Annotated in this window: 20 protein-coding genes; 13 read left to right on the forward strand and 7 right to left on the reverse strand. The window is 50.2% G+C overall.

Features of this window, described 5'->3' with window-relative positions; translation table 11 throughout:
• Window positions 1-278 precede the first annotated feature (278 nt).
• The 7 genes from P771_RS0105285 to P771_RS18205 form a co-directional block, all read right to left on the reverse strand.
• A complete protein-coding gene (locus P771_RS0105285; protein ID WP_028574321.1) occupies window positions 279-1,004 on the reverse strand; it encodes a PP2C family protein-serine/threonine phosphatase in 726 nt (241 codons plus the stop codon).
• 9 nt (window positions 1,005-1,013) lie between these two features.
• Window positions 1,014-2,768: a protein kinase domain-containing protein gene (locus P771_RS16545; RefSeq protein WP_028574322.1), complete on the reverse strand. Its 1,755-nt coding sequence runs from the start codon at window positions 2,766-2,768 to the stop codon at window positions 1,014-1,016.
• A 404-nt stretch (window positions 2,769-3,172) separates the two neighbouring features.
• The gene (locus P771_RS0105300) at window positions 3,173-3,505 is read right to left on the reverse strand and encodes a hypothetical protein (RefSeq protein WP_028574323.1); all 333 of its coding nucleotides are present in this window, start codon (window positions 3,503-3,505) and stop codon (window positions 3,173-3,175) included.
• A gap of 991 nt (window positions 3,506-4,496) precedes the next feature.
• A complete protein-coding gene (locus P771_RS0105315) occupies window positions 4,497-5,183 on the reverse strand; it encodes an AbiV family abortive infection protein (RefSeq protein ID WP_028574325.1) in 687 nt (228 codons plus the stop codon).
• A gap of 700 nt (window positions 5,184-5,883) precedes the next feature.
• Window positions 5,884-6,321 carry a hypothetical protein gene (locus P771_RS19110; protein WP_244147293.1) on the reverse strand — a complete coding sequence of 146 codons (438 nt, stop codon included), beginning with the start codon at window positions 6,319-6,321 and terminating at the stop codon, window positions 5,884-5,886.
• Window positions 6,322-6,808: 487 nt separating this feature from the next.
• Complete coding sequence (locus P771_RS0105325) at window positions 6,809-7,960, reverse strand: AI-2E family transporter (RefSeq protein ID WP_028574326.1); 1,152 nt, start codon at window positions 7,958-7,960, stop codon at window positions 6,809-6,811.
• A gap of 775 nt (window positions 7,961-8,735) precedes the next feature.
• A complete protein-coding gene (locus P771_RS18205; RefSeq protein ID WP_084301701.1) occupies window positions 8,736-9,467 on the reverse strand; it encodes a helix-turn-helix domain-containing protein in 732 nt (243 codons plus the stop codon).
• A 178-nt stretch (window positions 9,468-9,645) separates the two neighbouring features.
• Here P771_RS18205 and P771_RS18210 point away from each other — a divergent pair, with 178 nt between their 5' ends.
• From P771_RS18210 to P771_RS0105400, 13 genes are read left to right on the forward strand one after another with little or no spacing between them, the layout of a single operon-like run.
• Window positions 9,646-10,095: a hypothetical protein gene (locus P771_RS18210; protein ID WP_028574327.1), complete on the forward strand. Its 450-nt coding sequence runs from the start codon at window positions 9,646-9,648 to the stop codon at window positions 10,093-10,095.
• Window positions 10,092-10,289 carry a hypothetical protein gene (locus tag P771_RS0105345; protein WP_028574328.1) on the forward strand — a complete coding sequence of 66 codons (198 nt, stop codon included), beginning with the start codon at window positions 10,092-10,094 and terminating at the stop codon, window positions 10,287-10,289. The genes P771_RS18210 and P771_RS0105345 overlap by 4 nt, the downstream gene beginning before the upstream one ends.
• A complete protein-coding gene (locus P771_RS16565; RefSeq protein WP_084301703.1) occupies window positions 10,286-12,436 on the forward strand; it encodes a DDE-type integrase/transposase/recombinase in 2,151 nt (716 codons plus the stop codon). Before P771_RS0105345 ends, P771_RS16565 begins: the two co-directional genes overlap by 4 nt.
• 20 nt (window positions 12,437-12,456) lie before the next feature.
• Window positions 12,457-13,164, forward strand: a complete 708-nt coding sequence (locus P771_RS16570) for an AAA family ATPase (protein ID WP_035243976.1) — start codon at window positions 12,457-12,459, stop codon at window positions 13,162-13,164.
• A complete protein-coding gene (locus P771_RS0105360) occupies window positions 13,161-13,742 on the forward strand; it encodes a hypothetical protein (protein WP_028574329.1) in 582 nt (193 codons plus the stop codon). Before P771_RS16570 ends, P771_RS0105360 begins: the two co-directional genes overlap by 4 nt.
• Window position 13,743: 1 nt before the next feature.
• Complete coding sequence (locus P771_RS0105365; protein ID WP_028574330.1) at window positions 13,744-13,983, forward strand: hypothetical protein; 240 nt, start codon at window positions 13,744-13,746, stop codon at window positions 13,981-13,983.
• A gap of 15 nt (window positions 13,984-13,998) precedes the next feature.
• Window positions 13,999-14,274, forward strand: coding sequence for a hypothetical protein (locus tag P771_RS0105370; RefSeq protein WP_028574331.1), 276 nt, complete (start codon window positions 13,999-14,001; stop codon window positions 14,272-14,274).
• A gap of 13 nt (window positions 14,275-14,287) precedes the next feature.
• Window positions 14,288-14,530, forward strand: a complete 243-nt coding sequence (locus P771_RS0105375) for a hypothetical protein (protein WP_028574332.1) — start codon at window positions 14,288-14,290, stop codon at window positions 14,528-14,530.
• Window positions 14,511-14,903, forward strand: a complete 393-nt coding sequence (locus P771_RS18215) for a helix-turn-helix domain-containing protein (protein WP_051617135.1) — start codon at window positions 14,511-14,513, stop codon at window positions 14,901-14,903. Before P771_RS0105375 ends, P771_RS18215 begins: the two co-directional genes overlap by 20 nt.
• A complete protein-coding gene (locus tag P771_RS0105385) occupies window positions 14,896-15,426 on the forward strand; it encodes a host-nuclease inhibitor Gam family protein (protein ID WP_084301705.1) in 531 nt (176 codons plus the stop codon). The genes P771_RS18215 and P771_RS0105385 overlap by 8 nt, the downstream gene beginning before the upstream one ends.
• Window positions 15,410-15,709 (forward strand): nucleoside triphosphate pyrophosphohydrolase family protein, encoded by a 300-nt coding sequence (locus tag P771_RS16580; RefSeq protein ID WP_028574334.1) that lies wholly within the window; start codon window positions 15,410-15,412, stop codon window positions 15,707-15,709. Before P771_RS0105385 ends, P771_RS16580 begins: the two co-directional genes overlap by 17 nt.
• A complete protein-coding gene (locus tag P771_RS0105395; RefSeq protein ID WP_028574335.1) occupies window positions 15,702-15,905 on the forward strand; it encodes a hypothetical protein in 204 nt (67 codons plus the stop codon). The genes P771_RS16580 and P771_RS0105395 overlap by 8 nt, the downstream gene beginning before the upstream one ends.
• Window positions 15,902-16,126, forward strand: a complete 225-nt coding sequence (locus P771_RS0105400) for a hypothetical protein (RefSeq protein ID WP_028574336.1) — start codon at window positions 15,902-15,904, stop codon at window positions 16,124-16,126. The genes P771_RS0105395 and P771_RS0105400 overlap by 4 nt, the downstream gene beginning before the upstream one ends.
• The last annotated feature ends 78 nt before the right edge of the window (window positions 16,127-16,204 follow it).

The raw sequence follows: 16,204 nt of genomic DNA on the forward strand, positions 1-16,204 counted from the left end.
GTATAGTCTTAAAAATGAGCATGATGATCTGTTTTATCCTGTCCCAGGAACGGATGTGTTTTTAAAACACGTTATAGAAACAATGCTGACCAAAGGGCTGCTGGTGCAATCCGGGTCTGTCTGGTTGGGGACAGAACAGGAACCAGGACGTAAACTGGTTTAGTGAATACCAGTGGTAATTCTACTGAGTAAGCAGGAAAAGAGACCTGGTCAGGCTGAAAGGGGCAGGGTCCGGGCTGCAATGGAACTGGAAGCTCCCGCAGCCCGGGTCATGTCCGTTACTCCAGTCTGGCAATGGCCAGACACAGGTTATCTCTGCTGTTATTTTTAATGGCCTGTTTGAGCAGTATGTCAGCAGTTTCGTCCAGGGCCCGGGTGGGTAAAAATGCAGAAACCATCTGACTGGCCTGGACATGGTCATGCAGGCCATCGGTAGTCAGGAGGATATGATCCCCAGGTGAGAGTTTGATCCTTCCAGTATCTGGTTTCAAATCCGGACAGCCCAGGCACTGGTCCAGAATGTTTTTCATGGGATGGGTCAATGCCTGGGCCGGGCTTAATTCTCCGGTATTGATCAGTTCCTGGATAAATCTATGATCCTGAGTGATGGTTTCAAGAGAGCCTTTAACCCTCAACTGGTGGACCCTGGAGTCTCCCACATGAACCCATCCAGCTTCAAGGCCATCAACAGCCACAGCCGTCAGGGTTGTTCCCATGGGGTCACTGTCGGCCCGGGCAGTATTGAGGGCAGTAATCATCTCACCGGCCTTGCTTGCCACATCAGCCATCTGTCTCAGGTCTAAAGGAAACCTGGTTAGGTGTTTATTAATGAAATCCACAGCAGAAAATGCAGCCAGTTTTCCATTCTTTGAGCCGCCCACCCCGTCAGCCACTGCCAGGATGGCCCGGGTTGGGCTGATCATTTTGACCAGGAAAAAATCCTGATTTTCCTGTCGAAAATTACCTTTGCAGCTCCTGGCATAAAGGCTGATTGATGAATACACTGGCATTCCCTAAAAATCACTGAATTGGGTCATATGGATACTGATGCCCATCCCTGCTGCTTTTGACCCCAGTTCTCTGATGAGTTCATCCAGGGCGATTTTCTGTTCAGGAGAATGTGAGATCAGCAGGGATGTAACTGAACGAGGGGCGATTTTTTTGAAAGGCTGATCAGGGAGAGAGCAGGAAAGTTTCTGGAGCATTTTCCCGGCTTCTTCTGCACACTGGAAACGCAGGTCAGGATCTCGCCGGCAGCATTTCAATATAAAATTGCGCAAATCGCATGGAATGTCCGGCATAAGGTTGCAGGGATCAGGAATATCGGCATGGCAATGCATGTCCATGAGTTTAGCTATGTCATCTTCAGGATAAGGTCTGGCACCGATGAGCATTTCATAGGCCATGATGCCCAGGGAATATAAATCAGACCTGTGGTCGACTGGAGATCCCTGGATCTGCTCTGGCGGTGAGTAGAATACAGTGCCTGCGATACTCATATCTTCTGTGCCTGAAGGGCAGGCCAGTCCGAAGTCAAGGATTTTGACCTGGTTGTTTTCCAGAAGAAAGATGTTTTCAGGTTTGATGTCCCGGTGGACGATACTGTAACTATGGGCACAGCTGAGGCCTTGGCATATCTGGAGGAGGATTTTGACACACAGTTCCACTGGGAGCTGACCGATTTTCTTAAGGTATTCCCTCAAAGGCATTCCCTCAAGATACTCCATGATGATGAAGATGGTCCTGTATATTTCCTCAATATCATAGACACAGACAACATTCTGATGCCTGATCCGGGCAATGGTTTCAGCTTCCTGCCTGAATATCTTCAGGAAATGAGGCTCCATGGCCAGATCATGCTTCATCATTTTTATGGCTGCCGGCATCTTGAGCAGCCTGTGCATTCCAAGATAAACAATACCCCAGCTTCCTTTGCCAATCCTTCTGGTCAAAATGTATTTTCCGACGGTCCTGTCTCCGATGAACAGACTTGTGTCAAAGCGGTTAGCCATGACTTCAGTCAAAAACATTCTCAGGTCAGGATTGGTCAGAGCCAGGCCGTTGAACTGATCCTTTTCCAGCTTCCAGATGACCCCCTGGGTTTCAGCATCCACATTGGCTGTCCTGGGTTCACCGGTCAGGACAGACATTTCTCCGACCACATCCCCAGGTCTAAGCCTGGCAATAACCTGAAAAGCCTCTTCCCTGGTTTCTACAAAAACCAGGAAACTGCCTTCCTGAATAAGATAGAGACAGTCTCCTGGTTCACCTCTGGTGATCAGTCTCTGGCCCGGGCTGACCCGGATCTTGACAAGGGCATTAAGCAGGGCACTCAGGCTGACCCGGGAAATGGATCTGAACAGCTCGAGATTCATCAAAAAGAGCAGGTCAGAAGGTGAGGGGCTTTTGATTCCGGAAGGATAATCCTTCCTGGTTTTCTCTGGAGCCTTGCCTGTGAACTGGACTCCCATGTGATGCTCTTCAGTTCCTTTGGCAGCTGTCCAGGCCACCCTGGCCTGGTGGTGGATCCAGCTGCTGCCAAGCTTTTCAGGTAATGAAACAATGTGGTCTGTGCCTTGAGGCAGATGAAAAGGACATTGTAAAAGAGCCCCTCCAGGAGAATAGTTCAGCAGGTCAGCATAAAGGAGAAATAGATCATCCCCGCACCGGTCCGTACTGGCCGGAAGGGTATTAGTCTGCACAACGCAGACCGGCCAGTCCGATGGATGGGTTCTGTCCCAGTTTCGCCGGTCATCAAAAGACGCCATTCAGCCTGCCTCCATGGATGTGTTTATTGCGGGCATCCTTTCATAACAAAGAGCCTTAACTGGAAGTGCAGCTGGTAAAAAGACGAATCAGTGAAGGTGATGGAATGATACTAAAAAATACCTGATTAATCATTTGATTGTCCAGTAAAAAAATATTCACAGACAAAGAAAAAAGAAAAGCAGAGGGGGTGAAAAGAGAAAAGCTGGGTTGGTTCAAAGAACCTGTCTTTTTGGCAGGAAAAACTGGCCTTTGGATTCGGGCAGAGCGCAGTTGACCGGCCAGCCACCTCAACAGCCGGTTAACCGAGCCCTGCCCGGCGCATGTCAAAAATTATTCAGGAGAGTGCAGATCTCAACTGTTATCAATTATTCAACATTTGTCCGGATGACATCCCTGCAACCATTTATCTTGTCAAGCCCGGCTGAGGGCCGCCAGCCCTCCAGTGCGGGCAGTCAAAGTCCCGCATGTCCTGCATGAGGCAATCGTTTCTGGTCATCACGCAGGAGTCAAGACAGTCCATGTCCCCAGGGGGGCACAGGGCTTCGCACTGGTCCCGTTTACCATCGCAAGCTCCCAAAATGCTGCGGAAGGTCTCGTTGCAGCAGTTGGTGCAGACGATGAGGTCAGGGCAGCCTTGCATGCAGTCGACGTAGGTGCCGGTGACGGCATAAAGGTTGGGCGTTGCCATGAACAAGAGGGCCAGGGCCAGGCAAGGGGTCAGGAATAGTTTCTTCATTTTCAAGCTCCTTATGGCGAGGTCAGTGTGAAAAGTGTTGATCAACCAAATACTTCGAAAGGCCAAAGCTCCAAAGCACTTAACTGTCCGGCGTGGACTGGCCACACGTGGCAGGTGAGGATCTTGACGTCGGATGTAATTGTAGTGGTTCATTATGAGTTATTAGAGATTATTCCCTGCAGACGCCATGAAAGCACTCATCCAAACATGCTCGTGCATCCTCACCACTCACCATGTTGCGGCATTTCCATGTGCAGGCCAGGCAAGGATCATCCTGAGGCATGACTGTGGTACTTCTGGTCAGGCCAGACTGAGGCACGGAACAGAACGGTTGGCACATTTCCTTGCATTTTTTGTGATCATTCGCGGGTATGCTCCGGCAGACGTTATGGCATTCGGCGCAATGGGAGGTGTCCAGGGGTGGATCCTCGTTTTGTGCATGGCTGGAGGTGATGGGCTGGCAGAGCAGGGCAGCTATTGCTGTGATAGTGAAGTACTTTTTGCTCCAGATATTCATGAGAATCACCCGTGTTGAGTGTTGATGTTTTTCATATACTAAGCACTATCTATGCCACATAATAAAATCATTAAATATCAGCATATTATTAGAATTGCCAACAGGGCTGGCCCTTAAGTTGGCACCAATATGGTTGGCAGTAATTGGCACTTCATCTTGTGGTCCAGGGTGCTGAATTGCAAGAGAGGGCTGAGTTCTGCCCTTAGCTGGACATTATCCTGCTTTGGGGGGAGGTTACAAGAATTATATCGTGACTGTGGTGGGGATGATGGAAGCTGCAAGGCCAGATACCCTGCCTAAGCCCGGAGCATGGCCTCTGGATCAGCAGCTCCGGGAGGCAGGTAGTCTTCAAAATTCAGGGGACAGGACTACTGCAGGAAAATAGCCGTAGGCTTGGATAACGTCTAAGCTAAGCGGCGCGGCGTTAGCCGCGTCCGGTGGAGCGCGAAGCGCGGAACGAACTTGAGCGACTTGTTAGGCTTCGTTTGATTTTGGCTGAGCATTGACAAATCTTTTGAACTTTTCCGAATCATCCATCAGGCCGTTTGCGACCATATCCTCACCCCATTGCACAAGAGCTTTCTTCATCCAGCGCATGTCCCCTTTCCAAACAGGCCCAACGTGCTTTTTCCAAAGTTCAACCTCCAGCTCTGTAAACTGTCGAGAAGGTGAAAGCAGCTCCGCGGTTGATACAAGATACATTGCAAGGCTTTCGTCAATGACCTCCGCTGGAATAGACCAGTGCGCTTCACCAAGGCAATCAGTATAGAATCCAATTTGTTTAATGCGATCCAGCAGTGCTGGGTGGTCTGATTTAGGGTCAACGACTTGGCGAAGCTCCTCCAAATTGGAAGCACCGGAAGCTGCAAGCTGCGGCAGAATCCAATGTGTGTTTTTGGACCGATGAGAGCGATACCGCTTCCAGGCGTCTTTGAGATCCTCCTGATTGCGAGCGAGTGCGAGTTCTCGAAGAATAGAAACCTTCCCGGCCTCTTCAATTGCAAGAGCTGCGAGGGAGGCCCCGGAGGCAAGACCTCCTGAGTCCACTAGAATCCTAGCGTCATTGGCCAATCGGCGCGCATTCATTGCCGCCGCATTCATTCCAGCTACGATCCGGCTTGTCTCTAGTGGTCCCTTGTATTGCTTTAGGTCAGTAGACATATGTACCCAAGGCTAACAATGTTATTATACGGAATTCAAAAAAAATACTCTTACATGTTTTTCCAAAAATTACTTAACAATTTCATACTATTTTTCTAAACTCAGTATCTGTCGAAAATCATATTTTTCAATACATTATAATGCCTAATCAATTTATCTCCTAGGGCCCAGGTCAGCTTTATGCTTAATGTCCAGGTCAGTTTTGTACAGCATTCATTTGCTCATCATGTTCTGTGGAACATAAAGCCAACCTCGGAGAAAAACCAAGGATGCAACTGTGATCATTTTTTAGGGTTAAAGTAAGGTCTTGAAAGACAGATGCCGTCTGAATCGTTACTAAGCATATCTGTAAGCCATTATCAAGTCAGTACTGGCTCAGGGAAACTGAAAAATCACCCTGTGGTGTGCAAGACTACGGGCATGCTCTGAGAGAAATTTAAGCCCGTCTGAATAATCAATTTTTCTTCTGTATTTTACAATGTCTGACTGCAGCTTCAGAGCGTCAGGGTCTGAGTATGTCAATGACAGAACTGACAGCCGGTCTTTGTCACGCCCGGCTGAGGGCCGCCGGCCTTCCAGTGCGGGCAGTCAAAGTCCCACATGTCCTGCATGAGGCAATCGTTTCTGGTCATCGATCGGGTCGAACCTAACCATCATACTCAAATATCAGGATAAATTTCCCAAATTAGCCTGTTTTCAGTCACGCGCTTCGCGTGATTAGAAGCCCCTTTTTACCATCAAAAACATCATTGTAAGCCGACAATGGTTCTTTCAAAGCATATAATCCAGCCTTGCCTACTTCATGAACCTTGCGGCCACAAGCTCTTCCGCCAAGCATCTCCTTGACCTTTTCTACAAAATCCTTGCAGCCCACAGCAACACTTTCAGTCCAACCGGCTTGTCTGGGAGTGCGCTCATCCACTGCTGCCTGAACCCATCCAGAGTAAACCTTGGATAAATGATCGTCGATATCCAGTAGTCTATTCAAAAGATCCCTGCTGATAATCCGGTATCTTTGCTGTGGCTCGATTATCTCATGGTATCCGCCATGACTCCATTCTTTGGGATGTTTAACTACTTTGTTCCTGACCATATTTAAGTCAATGTAAACCAGGAACTTTACCAGGTGCTCGTCCACATCCACTGCTGTGGCGTGATACCTGTCTTCCCAAAAAGCACCCTTCCGCTTTTTCCTTTGATTATATTCCTGGCCAGTCCTGCCAGCTATCAATTGCAAAGATCTGGGAATAAATCTTTGTCTTCATGTCCGTGCACCAACAAATGAATGTGATTTGAGGTGACAGTATAATTCAATACCTGCAGTCCATACCTCTTTTTCGCTTCGAACAACCATTTGATCCAAGCTGACCGGTCCTTGGCGAATTTCAGCAGGAATTCTTTTTTGTGGCATCTATGGGTTATATGCCAAACATGATCAGGCAATAAATATCTGCTGGCTCTGGGCATAATATGGTTACACCTATATTTTTGGCCCCAAAAAAGGCATCCTAAGGCATTTTTTTGGCCCTGTAGAGACCCTTTACTCAATTAGTTAAATAGGTTGGTTAGGTCCGACCCCATGCCCGCATGCCCGTCTTCCCATTTCCATCTCCTTGCTTATGAATTCATGGTTCAGCATCTGGTTGCAGGTACTTTTTCCTGACCAGGCGCCATGCCACCACAAAAAAGGCGGTCAGAGGAATGGCCAGGATCATTCCCAGTATTCCGCCAAATGCCTTGCCCCAAAAAAGTATGGCAATAATTATGGCCAGAGGATGAAGTCCTGTGCTTCGCCCCATTATTTTTGGAGTTAGCAGGTAGCTTTCCACAAGCTGCACAGCAACAAATATTCCCAGTACCATAAGCAGTAGCATCAGTCCCCCGCCATCCTGCATGTAAGCCAGAGGAAGAACTGTAAGCAGGCCGAGAATGCTCCCCAGATAAGGAATTATGTTCATAATTCCGATAAACAGACCGAGAAATGCCCCAAATTTGAGATTGACTGAGGAAAAACCCGCTGCCATGAGAACTCCCATGATCAGCCCGATGAGAATCTGACCCCGGAAAAAGGCAACCATGATCCTGGCGAATTCCCGGGCAAGGAAGGCCGTGTCCTTGCGGATATTGTCTGGTATGAATGAGAGCTGTTCATCCATAATGCTGACCGGATTCTTATCAGCCAGCAGGAAAAAAAACAGATAAACAGGAATGATTACAAGGCCGACAGCCAGTGTAATAAAGCCGCCCACAAATTCTCCAACACTGCTCAGGGCCGGCTGGGAAGCCTCATAAACATCCTGAAACTGCCCGAACATGCTCTGCACAATGCCTGAAGCACTGATTGAGTCCAGAAAATTGTCCATCCATTCAGAAAAAACAGGAAGAAACTTTTTCAGGTAACTACCCGATTTTTCCAGTAGAACCGGCAGGTACTCCATAAAGGCCTGGGCCTGGGCTAATATCACCGGCAGTACCATGGCCGTAACCAGCAATAAAAAAACAATAACCAGGCCGTAAAGCATGGCTATGGCCCCTATGCGTCCGGTTTTAAGTCTATGCTCAAGCCAGAGCACTGAAGGCCTTAGCAGCAGAGCCAGGATTCCGGCAATGGCCAGAGGCCAGAGTATATCTGAAAAATATGTTACAACCCAGCGCAGGCCAAGGAAGATAACAACGATGAATGCAGCAATAAGAGCAAATGCCGTAATCATCAGGGCATAGCTAATCACCTTGCGCTGAAAGGAATTGAGAATTGATGGATCTTCCTGTTTTGTCATGACTCACTGATGCTTAAATGTAATAGTTCGTATAGAAAACAGACTTGGATTGGTAAATAAAACTGTCGCTAAAAGCAATCTTAATTGAGACTTTGCTTCAAAAGTGGGATTAAAGATGCGGCAGGGTCAAGACTACGGGCATAAGTCTTATGCTGTCCATTTTTCCCAATACTTCTGCCAGTCCGGATTTTCCAGACCAAAGGATATCTTCCCTGGTCTGTCTGGGCCTGGAAGAGCTTAGTAAGGGCAATTGAGTTTCTAGGTCAGGATTCAAGAATAGAGATTTTTTGGAAGCAGGGCAGGGACGGTCCGGGTATACCATTCAATAAATATCCCTTTCCATTTCTGCATATCCCATTTTTCTCATAATAAGTGGCAAGGCATACTGGGAAAGGCGTTTTTTTGTGTGTATGACTTAGCAGGTATTATGAGAAAAATGGGATATGGCGAAATGAAGAGGGACATTGTGGGATGAACTTAGGAGTGGGGCGGGTTTTAGAAGGTTGGAACGACATGAAAACAGGCCATCTTTAAAATGAGAAAAATGAGCAGAAATCGCCCTGGTTTTGCACGTGACTTGAGAAAAACGCTGACAGATATCCGGGACGCAATACCAGCGACCCGGATATCTTAACACATAATCAGCCCCCTACTGAATTAAGCAGCCGCCTGGCTGCGTGGTCTGGGTAGTCAGGCCACGTTTAAAAACTCTACATATATAATGTTACCCACCCGCTTGATGATGCGGGAGCGGATCAGGGCGTGGTAGTGCAGATCAATCCGAGTTCGCAGCCTTGCTGCCGGACTCATCATCATCCGGATCTTGAAGCTGACGCCGGAGCTGGCTGTTCTCCTCCCTGATAGCTTGATTCTCCTGCCGTATCTCCTGGAGCATACCGAGTATATGCTCCAGGTTGTCCTGAAAATTCTCCTGCCGCTTTTGCATCTCATCAAGCTGATCCTCAAGGATCACCGACTGATAGAACGCATCGATATTGCTCTTTAGTGCCTCAGAGTAGACAGTCTCAGAACGAAGCACCGTTGATGTTTTTTCCATATACTCTGAATGTTCATGGTTGGCCTTATCTTTTTGAGGCTTTTCGTCCGTCGATTTATTGTTTTGGGATTTGCACGTCCACGCTGCAAAGTCATGCAACATATTAATGTCTTGATCGGACTGCGTCTGTGCTTCCCGTGTCTTCTTTGGACTCTGATCCGCCACGGCCTGCTCCAGGTTCGACTCAAACCCCTTACCAGTCAGCAGCCAGTCAACGGAACAGCCCAACGCTTGAGACAGAGCAATCAGATTGTCACCTTTTGGAATCTTACCACCCTCATAGTTTTGGATAGTTGTTTTAGACAGTCCGGTTTTTTGGGCTAACTTACCTTGTGTCATTCCTGCTTTTTCTCTCAGAAAAATTAGCCTGCTGGCAAACGAATCTTGGTTGCAGTTCATGTCCCCTGAAATGCAACCGGAAGTGCAACCGTTTTTTTGGTAATCTTTCATGTCGTAATTTCTTGTAATAATTAATATTAATTAAATTAAAAAGAAAAATTTGCTCAAAATCGAAATGCAACCAAGATTTCTTGTTGACAGCTAAGAATTCTTTGTCTAGTCCTCTGACTAAAGGGACAATGGATTGTCCACATAGGACTTTTAATAAACCAAAAAAAAGAGGCCTGCAATGACAAGTCTGACCAAGAAAACCAGGCAGAGGGAGGTTCAGCTGACCATTCCTATGTCAGAAATTCCCAGCCGGAAGCGCAGAGCCGGGAGCCTGCGCCGGTGTGAGGCTGTCCAGGAGTCTATATACGACGCTCTGAAGCAGTGCGCCTTGGGCAGAGATTTTATTGCCGAAGAAATGTCCAGGCTGACCGGCGACAAGATATCGGTAAACCACATCAACAACTGGACAGCTGAAAGCAAAAACGGCTGGAAGCTGCCCCTGGAGTATGCAGCAGCCCTGGCAGTGATCACCGGAGACGACCGGATACTGAGGGCAGCCTTGGCAGGTTCAGGGCTGCACGTGATCAACCAGGAAGAAAGGGACCTGCTGGACCTGGGCCGGATCACAGCTGACGAGATGCAGCGACGCAAGAAAAAGAGAGATATCATCAGGAGGCTGGACATATGAGACGGCTGGACGTGCGGATCTGGATGCTCAGAAACGATGTCAGCGTGGCCCAGGTTGCCAGGGATCTGGATGTGTACCCATCTATTGTGTCCCGATGGCTTGACGGAAAAAAGTCTTCCAGCCGGGTTGAGAGGTGGTTCCTTGATCATGGTTGCCCGGCACGGGTTATTGAGCGCAGGGAGCAGGCCGCATGAAAGAGCACTACACCGCCCAGGAGCTTTCGGAGCTATTAAACATCACACGCCAAGCAGTGCAGAAAAGAGCCAAAAAGGAAGCCTGGAAAACAACTAAGGACGGACGTAAACGGCCGTATCTGGCTGAAACTCTCCCCCCGGACATAAAGAAAAAAATCACCCTGGCTCAGGTTGAACACGCTGCCAGGACTACTCCAGCCCACCCGCCAAGCGAAGTCAATCCGATGCCGGTACCGCCTCGGGATATCCAGCGCACCGGTCTGGATCGGTACTCAGTAGTCATGGCCTGGAGAATGTATATCCAGGCAGCCGGACATGGCAAAAAGGGTGAGGCAACCCAGGCTTTTCTGCTGGCCTATCACAGCGGCCAGGAAGTGCCGGAAGTATTCCCCAGGCTGGGCAGAATCAGTGAAAAATCAATCTACCGCTGGGACAAGCAGCTCAGGGAAAACAGGGACGACTACCTTATATTATGTACCCAGAAAGGAAAGTGGCTGCAGAATGAAGAGCCTGCCCAGGGCCAGCTGAGCAAGAAGCAGGCAGAGACATTCCTTCAGTTATGGCTGAATGCCAACAAGCCTTCCATTCGCCTGGCCTGTACTGCAGCAACGAATATCCTGAAAAAGCAGGAGGAAGAGCCTCCATCATACACCACATTTTACCGCTTTGCCACGAGGTGGAAAAAAGAAAACGCCAACATCTACACCTTGATGCGTAACGGGGAAAAGGCCCTGAAAGACAAGATCATCAGCTATATCACTCGTGATCCGGGCCTGCTTCAGGTCGGGGATGTACTGGTGGCTGACGGACACAAGCTGAACTTTCTGATCCGGCACCCCCAGACCGGCAAGCCCTGCCGGATGCAGCTGATCATGTTTTATGACTGGGCATCACGCTGGCCTGCAGGATGGCAGCTCATGCCCACGGAAGATACAGTGGCCATCCATGCGGCCTTTCGGCATGCCTGCATGAATCTGGGCAAATATCCCCTGGCGGTTCTGCTGGACAACGGCAAGGCATTCAAGGCCAAAATCTTCACAAAAACTGCTCCGGACCTGAGAGAGTTCCAGGGCCTGTATGCCCGGCTGGGCGTAGAGCCATACTTTGCAGCCCCATACAATGCCAGGGCTAAAGTTGTGGAACGCTTTTTCGGGACATTTAATGAGCAGTTTGAGCGTTTGGTGCCCTCATACACGGGATCATCCATCGGGGATAAGCCTGCCTGGATGCTCCGGAATGAAACCTTTCACCAGCAGCTGCACAAGGAAGACCACCAGGATTGGGTCCCGGACATCAGAGAAGCAGCCCACATCATCAACACATATATCATGTGGTACGGGGACCAGCCCCATTCCGGCATGAATGGCCGCAAGCCTGGCGATGTGTTCGTATCCGGGCGTGGTCCGGGCATTGATCCGGCAGAACTAAATTATCATTTCCTTTGGACTGAAATGAAAAAGCCCCGCAACTGCAGGATTACCCTGTGGGGCATCGACTACGAATCAGACTGCCTGCTGAGCATCGGCCACAAGATTGAAGTCAAGTATGACACTGCGGATCTGAGCCGGGTGCTTTTCTATAAAGGTGGGCGGTTCCTAGGTGAAGGCCTGCCGGTCAGGGCGCTCAGCCCATTGGCCAGGCTTTTCGGTGATAAGGTTGGAATGCAGGAAGTTAAGGCCCAGCTTAAACGTCAAAAAAATCTGATCAAAAAGACTCAGGACGGAGCCAGGGCCATCCTGGGCAAAGACAGTCAGGCAATGGTTGAGGCCCTGCCCTGGACCAGAAAAGAGGCAGTGGCCAGGCCAGAGTTGCCAGAGTTGGAACATGGCCAGCCGGTCAGGGCTATAGAGGCCGAACCCATGACCGAGGCTGAGCGCACCAGGCTGGAGAAGATCCAGGCTGAGGCAATCCAGGAGATGGAACAGGAAGAATGGGCTCCGGAACGGCCCAGATTCTTCCGGTCAGACTGGGAAAGATATGAATGGTGCCTGAGGCACAGTCTGGAATACGGCTGCAGGCTGAATCCGGAAGATCAGATATTCATGTCTGATTTCAGAAATTCACCGGAATGGCCGGACTATGCCCAGAGGGCTGAGGATCTGGAACTGGTGCTTGGCCTGCTGCAGCAGAAAGAAGCTTCAAATTAACAATATATAAGGAGGAAAAATTGAAGAACTATTTTCTGGAGACCAAAAATGTTCTGGCCTTTCGGGAGGCCATGAAAGTGTTGTCAGATGCGAAAAAAGGACAGCCCGGCCTCGGCGTGGTCTGGGGGCAAGCGGGACGTGGTAAGACCGAATGCGCCAGAGAATACTGCGTCAAGACCGGGGCTGTCTATGTCCGAGTAATGCAAGACTGGACACCAAGAGCAATGTTAGCCGCGATCTGCTTTGAGGTCAACGGTTCTGATCCGTCCAGGTCAGATGTGGCCAAGCGAACCATAATCAATTTCCTGGAGTCAGAACGGCTGCCCCTGCTCATAGATGAGGCTGACAGGCTCAGGCCAGCATTGATCGAGCATCTCAGGGATCTGCACGACATGTCCGGGGCTCCGGTGGTCATGGTCGGGGAGGAAGCGCTGTTACCCATGATTGAGTCCAGGCGCAGGCTGTGGAGCCGGGTTACTCAATGTGTTGAGTTCGGTCCAATAGAGCAGGAGGATATCCTGCTGTTTGCCCTGAAAGCGGCCAGCCTCAAGTTAAATCCGGAAGCAGCCCAGGCAGTGCGCAAAAGATCAGGCGGTGATTTTCGCCTGGTCTGGCGTGACGTGCAGACATTGGAGCGCCTGGCCAGAGCAAACAAGCTGGAAATTATCGGGCAGGATGCAGTTGAGTCTCTGCCCAGCCACAGGCAGGCCCGGAGGGTGGCAAGATGAGTCAACATGAACAGGTCAGACAGTTCTGTGCTGCTCACGGCACAGTCAGGAATGCACAGATCCGCCAGGCCCTGGGCATCCCTTCGACTGTGCTGAGCAAGATCTTGAGAGACCTGGCCAAGCAGGGCTGGCTGAAGAAGATTTCCAGAGCGACATGGGCCTGGCAGGAAAAACAGCCTGAAGGCCGGGGCACGGTCTGGCAGCAGATCTGGACGGCAATGCGGATCAACCCGGTGTTTTGCGTGGCTGATCTGGCCAGGCAGGCTGGGACCTCTGATCATTATGTGCGCAAGGTGCTCAGGGAGTACAAAGACGCCGGACTGGTGGAGCCAGCAGGACGCAGGCCGACATATGGATCAGGATCGACAAAAATGTGGCGGCTGACCAGCAAGGCCAGGGCAGCCAGGGAAGCTCCAACAGTGGACAAGTTTCAGCCCAACCCCCTGGTTGAAAATGTGTGCAGGTTGACCAGGCTGATCTGCACTGGCCAGGCCACCAGGTTTCCGGGGAAACGGGACCAGGCTCTGGAGCTGTGTGAAAAAATTGCAGGTGATTTGAGAAAAACGGAGGGACAATAGGATGGCAAAGGTAATCATGGAGGTGACACAGATCGTCACTCACAAGAGGCAGGTTGAGATGGATGACACCGAACTGCAAGAGTTCGTCGATGAGTTTTCGGAGCACCTTAAGGCGGGCAAGCCTTATTTTGATGACAGCGTGGGTGACTGGATGGGGCCTGGCACAGAATATGACGGGGAATGGGAAGATGCTTCTATCCAGATAATCAAGGACGGCAACGTCGTTCATACCATAGAATAGCGGAGGAATAATAGAGTGATAGTGGTTATTGGGCAGTACGTTAAAACCTTTGCTGAGGCATCGCATGTGTTGTTTGATGGTCCCCTGGATGAACCAAATTTCAGCCGAATTGCAATTCAGGCGATAGCCGATATCGGTGATGGCTTTATCGCCACCAGGAAGTCTGGAAAAATGCAGATAATCGGAACCAAACAAGAAAAAGTTTATCTGACATATGAATCCTTTTTGGGGAAAAAGATAAAGACCGCAGGCTATCCATTTAAAGACAACGTGACCAAGGCCATAAAATAACGGAGGAATAACAATGCTGTACGAAAAAATCATGGGTGCAAGCAAGGCCCTGGGCGCACTCGGCGGCCAGGTAGAGGAAAATCACTGGCAATTGATCCGCTTAGTAAAAAAGGAACTTCTTGACGCAGCTGATCAGGCCAGAGAGCTGGAAGGCGGCCTGGGTCCTGTCGACACTCCGCAGTGCCGGTGTGTCGTGAACCCTGCCTTGAAAAACACCAGAGAAAATGGAGGGGACGATGCAAGAGCGGCGTCATAGCGAACAAGACAAGTATAAAGTCCTGGCTGTGCTCAGCAGGCATCCCGGGCCTGGCAGAGCTATCTCCATGCCGGACCTGTACCGTGCAGTGTACGGCGGTGATCCCAGGACCAGGATAAACGGCACGCGCAAGCTGCGCTCTCTCATTACTCAGCTAAGAAAAGAGGGGGTGGCTGTGGGATCCACAGCTACCAGGTCCGGCGGTGGGTATTACCTGGCCACTGCCGGATCTGACCTGGCTGATTACTGCCGCAGGCTCAGAAGTCAAGGTCTGAAAAAGCTGGCCCTGGAAGCAAAGATTAGGAAGACGACACTGCACAAGCTTGTGGGCGAGATCCAGCTGAATCTTCAGGCGGAGGTTCCCCATGACTAAAGATAGCAGCAAGCGTCCGGTAGTTAGGGGAATCACTCCAGTCAAATCTAGAGGAGCTGCGGGTAACAGCTTAAATGTCACGCCGCAAGAAAGAGCTGAAGAGCTCATGGAATGGATATCCGCCGCCTCAGCCGAGCTGCGCAGCGCCCAGGCCGAATATCAGGAAGAGCTGGAAGGGTTAAAAGCAAAACATCAGCCCATCATTAATGAGTACAATGAAGTGCTTAAGGGTATGGAAAAGGAGCTTTTCACCCTGGCCAAAAAGAACAGGAAAGAGATTTTTGACGGGGCGGATTCGGTCCACCTGGAAACGGGATCTTTGTTCTATACTTGCCGCCTCATGGTTCGCAAGGCCAAGACCGTGAATGTGGAGCTGCTGAAAGGCCTGGAGTGGCATGACGGCATACGGATTGAAGAAAGTGTGGACTGGGACGTGATCCAGGACTGGCCGGATGAGCGCCTGGCAGCCATCGGCACGGAACGGAAGAAAAAGGAGGATATCAGTTATGAGCTCAAAGAATAAACCTGGAACTTGGCTTTGTGGAAGACAGGAGTTGCAGATCTTTAAGGCCGTCCAGGCCGAAAGGGTCAGGGCGGAGAATATACACCCGGACTGGCCTGATGATCCAGTCCATGCGGCAGGGATTGTGGCCGAGGAAGCCGGGGAGCTGATCCGGGCGGCAAACAGGTTTTATTATGAGGGCAAGCCTTTGGAAGATATGCGCAAAGAAGCCATCCAGACCGCTGCTACCTGCCTGCGCTTTCTGGCTGCAACGAGCAGCTACAGGAGGAAAGAGGATGCCTGAATTCACAAGAAAGAGAGCCCGTCAGCACACCAGAGCCAGGCTGGGAAAAATTAAGAAAAGCCTGGAGCAGTGCGCGTATTATTGGGATGACCTGGATCTGACCGTAATGGGCGAAATCGAACGGATACATGGAGATGTCGAGGATCTGTACGAACTAATGGATGACTCATGCGATGAGGAGGATGGGCTGATATGAAAGAAAAGCGCTGCAAACGCTGCAGGCAGATTAAGCCTGTAGATCCTCACTTTATTGGGTCCAGGGGCCGAGATGTCAAGTTTTGTGACGATTGCCGGGCAAAGCTCAGGAAACACCACGCACAGTATGAGCCCAAAGGCAGAAATATTCCTCACAGTCTTCAGCGCTGCCCCTGGGCAGCAGGTGAAGTTTCCCCCGTGCCCTACGGGGGGATCATGTAGCTGCCGGTGCCGTGCAGGTCCGGGCGAATTGCCGGTAGTTGGCCGGTGAGAAGTAGCCCGGACAGAGAATAACGGACA

The sequence above is a fragment of the Desulfonatronovibrio hydrogenovorans DSM 9292 genome (assembly GCF_000686525.1).
GTDB lineage: Bacteria > Desulfobacterota > Desulfovibrionia > Desulfovibrionales > Desulfonatronovibrionaceae > Desulfonatronovibrio > Desulfonatronovibrio hydrogenovorans.

Bases quoted from the DNA above. Each gene is read 5' to 3' on its own strand.
- P771_RS0105360 (WP_028574329.1), top strand. From the start codon at position 13,161: ATGAGTCAACATGAACAGGTCAGACAGTTCTGTGCTGCTCACGGCACA.
- P771_RS18215 (WP_051617135.1), top strand. From the start codon at position 14,511: ATGCAAGAGCGGCGTCATAGCGAACAAGACAAGTATAAAGTCCTGGCT.
- P771_RS0105345 (WP_028574328.1), top strand. From the start codon at position 10,092: ATGAGACGGCTGGACGTGCGGATCTGGATGCTCAGAAACGATGTCAGC.
- P771_RS18205 (WP_084301701.1), bottom strand. From the start codon at position 9,467: ATGAAAGATTACCAAAAAAACGGTTGCACTTCCGGTTGCATTTCAGGG.
- P771_RS0105375 (WP_028574332.1), top strand. From the start codon at position 14,288: ATGCTGTACGAAAAAATCATGGGTGCAAGCAAGGCCCTGGGCGCACTC.
- P771_RS0105325 (WP_028574326.1), bottom strand. From the start codon at position 7,960: ATGACAAAACAGGAAGATCCATCAATTCTCAATTCCTTTCAGCGCAAG.
- P771_RS16580 (WP_028574334.1), top strand. From the start codon at position 15,410: ATGAGCTCAAAGAATAAACCTGGAACTTGGCTTTGTGGAAGACAGGAG.
- P771_RS16545 (WP_028574322.1), bottom strand. From the start codon at position 2,768: ATGGCGTCTTTTGATGACCGGCGAAACTGGGACAGAACCCATCCATCG.
- P771_RS0105400 (WP_028574336.1), top strand. From the start codon at position 15,902: ATGAAAGAAAAGCGCTGCAAACGCTGCAGGCAGATTAAGCCTGTAGAT.
- P771_RS0105315 (WP_028574325.1), bottom strand. From the start codon at position 5,183: ATGTCTACTGACCTAAAGCAATACAAGGGACCACTAGAGACAAGCCGG.
- P771_RS16565 (WP_084301703.1), top strand. From the start codon at position 10,286: ATGAAAGAGCACTACACCGCCCAGGAGCTTTCGGAGCTATTAAACATC.
- P771_RS0105385 (WP_084301705.1), top strand. From the start codon at position 14,896: ATGACTAAAGATAGCAGCAAGCGTCCGGTAGTTAGGGGAATCACTCCA.
- P771_RS0105365 (WP_028574330.1), top strand. From the start codon at position 13,744: ATGGCAAAGGTAATCATGGAGGTGACACAGATCGTCACTCACAAGAGG.
- P771_RS18210 (WP_028574327.1), top strand. From the start codon at position 9,646: ATGACAAGTCTGACCAAGAAAACCAGGCAGAGGGAGGTTCAGCTGACC.
- P771_RS0105300 (WP_028574323.1), bottom strand. From the start codon at position 3,505: ATGAAGAAACTATTCCTGACCCCTTGCCTGGCCCTGGCCCTCTTGTTC.
- P771_RS0105395 (WP_028574335.1), top strand. From the start codon at position 15,702: ATGCCTGAATTCACAAGAAAGAGAGCCCGTCAGCACACCAGAGCCAGG.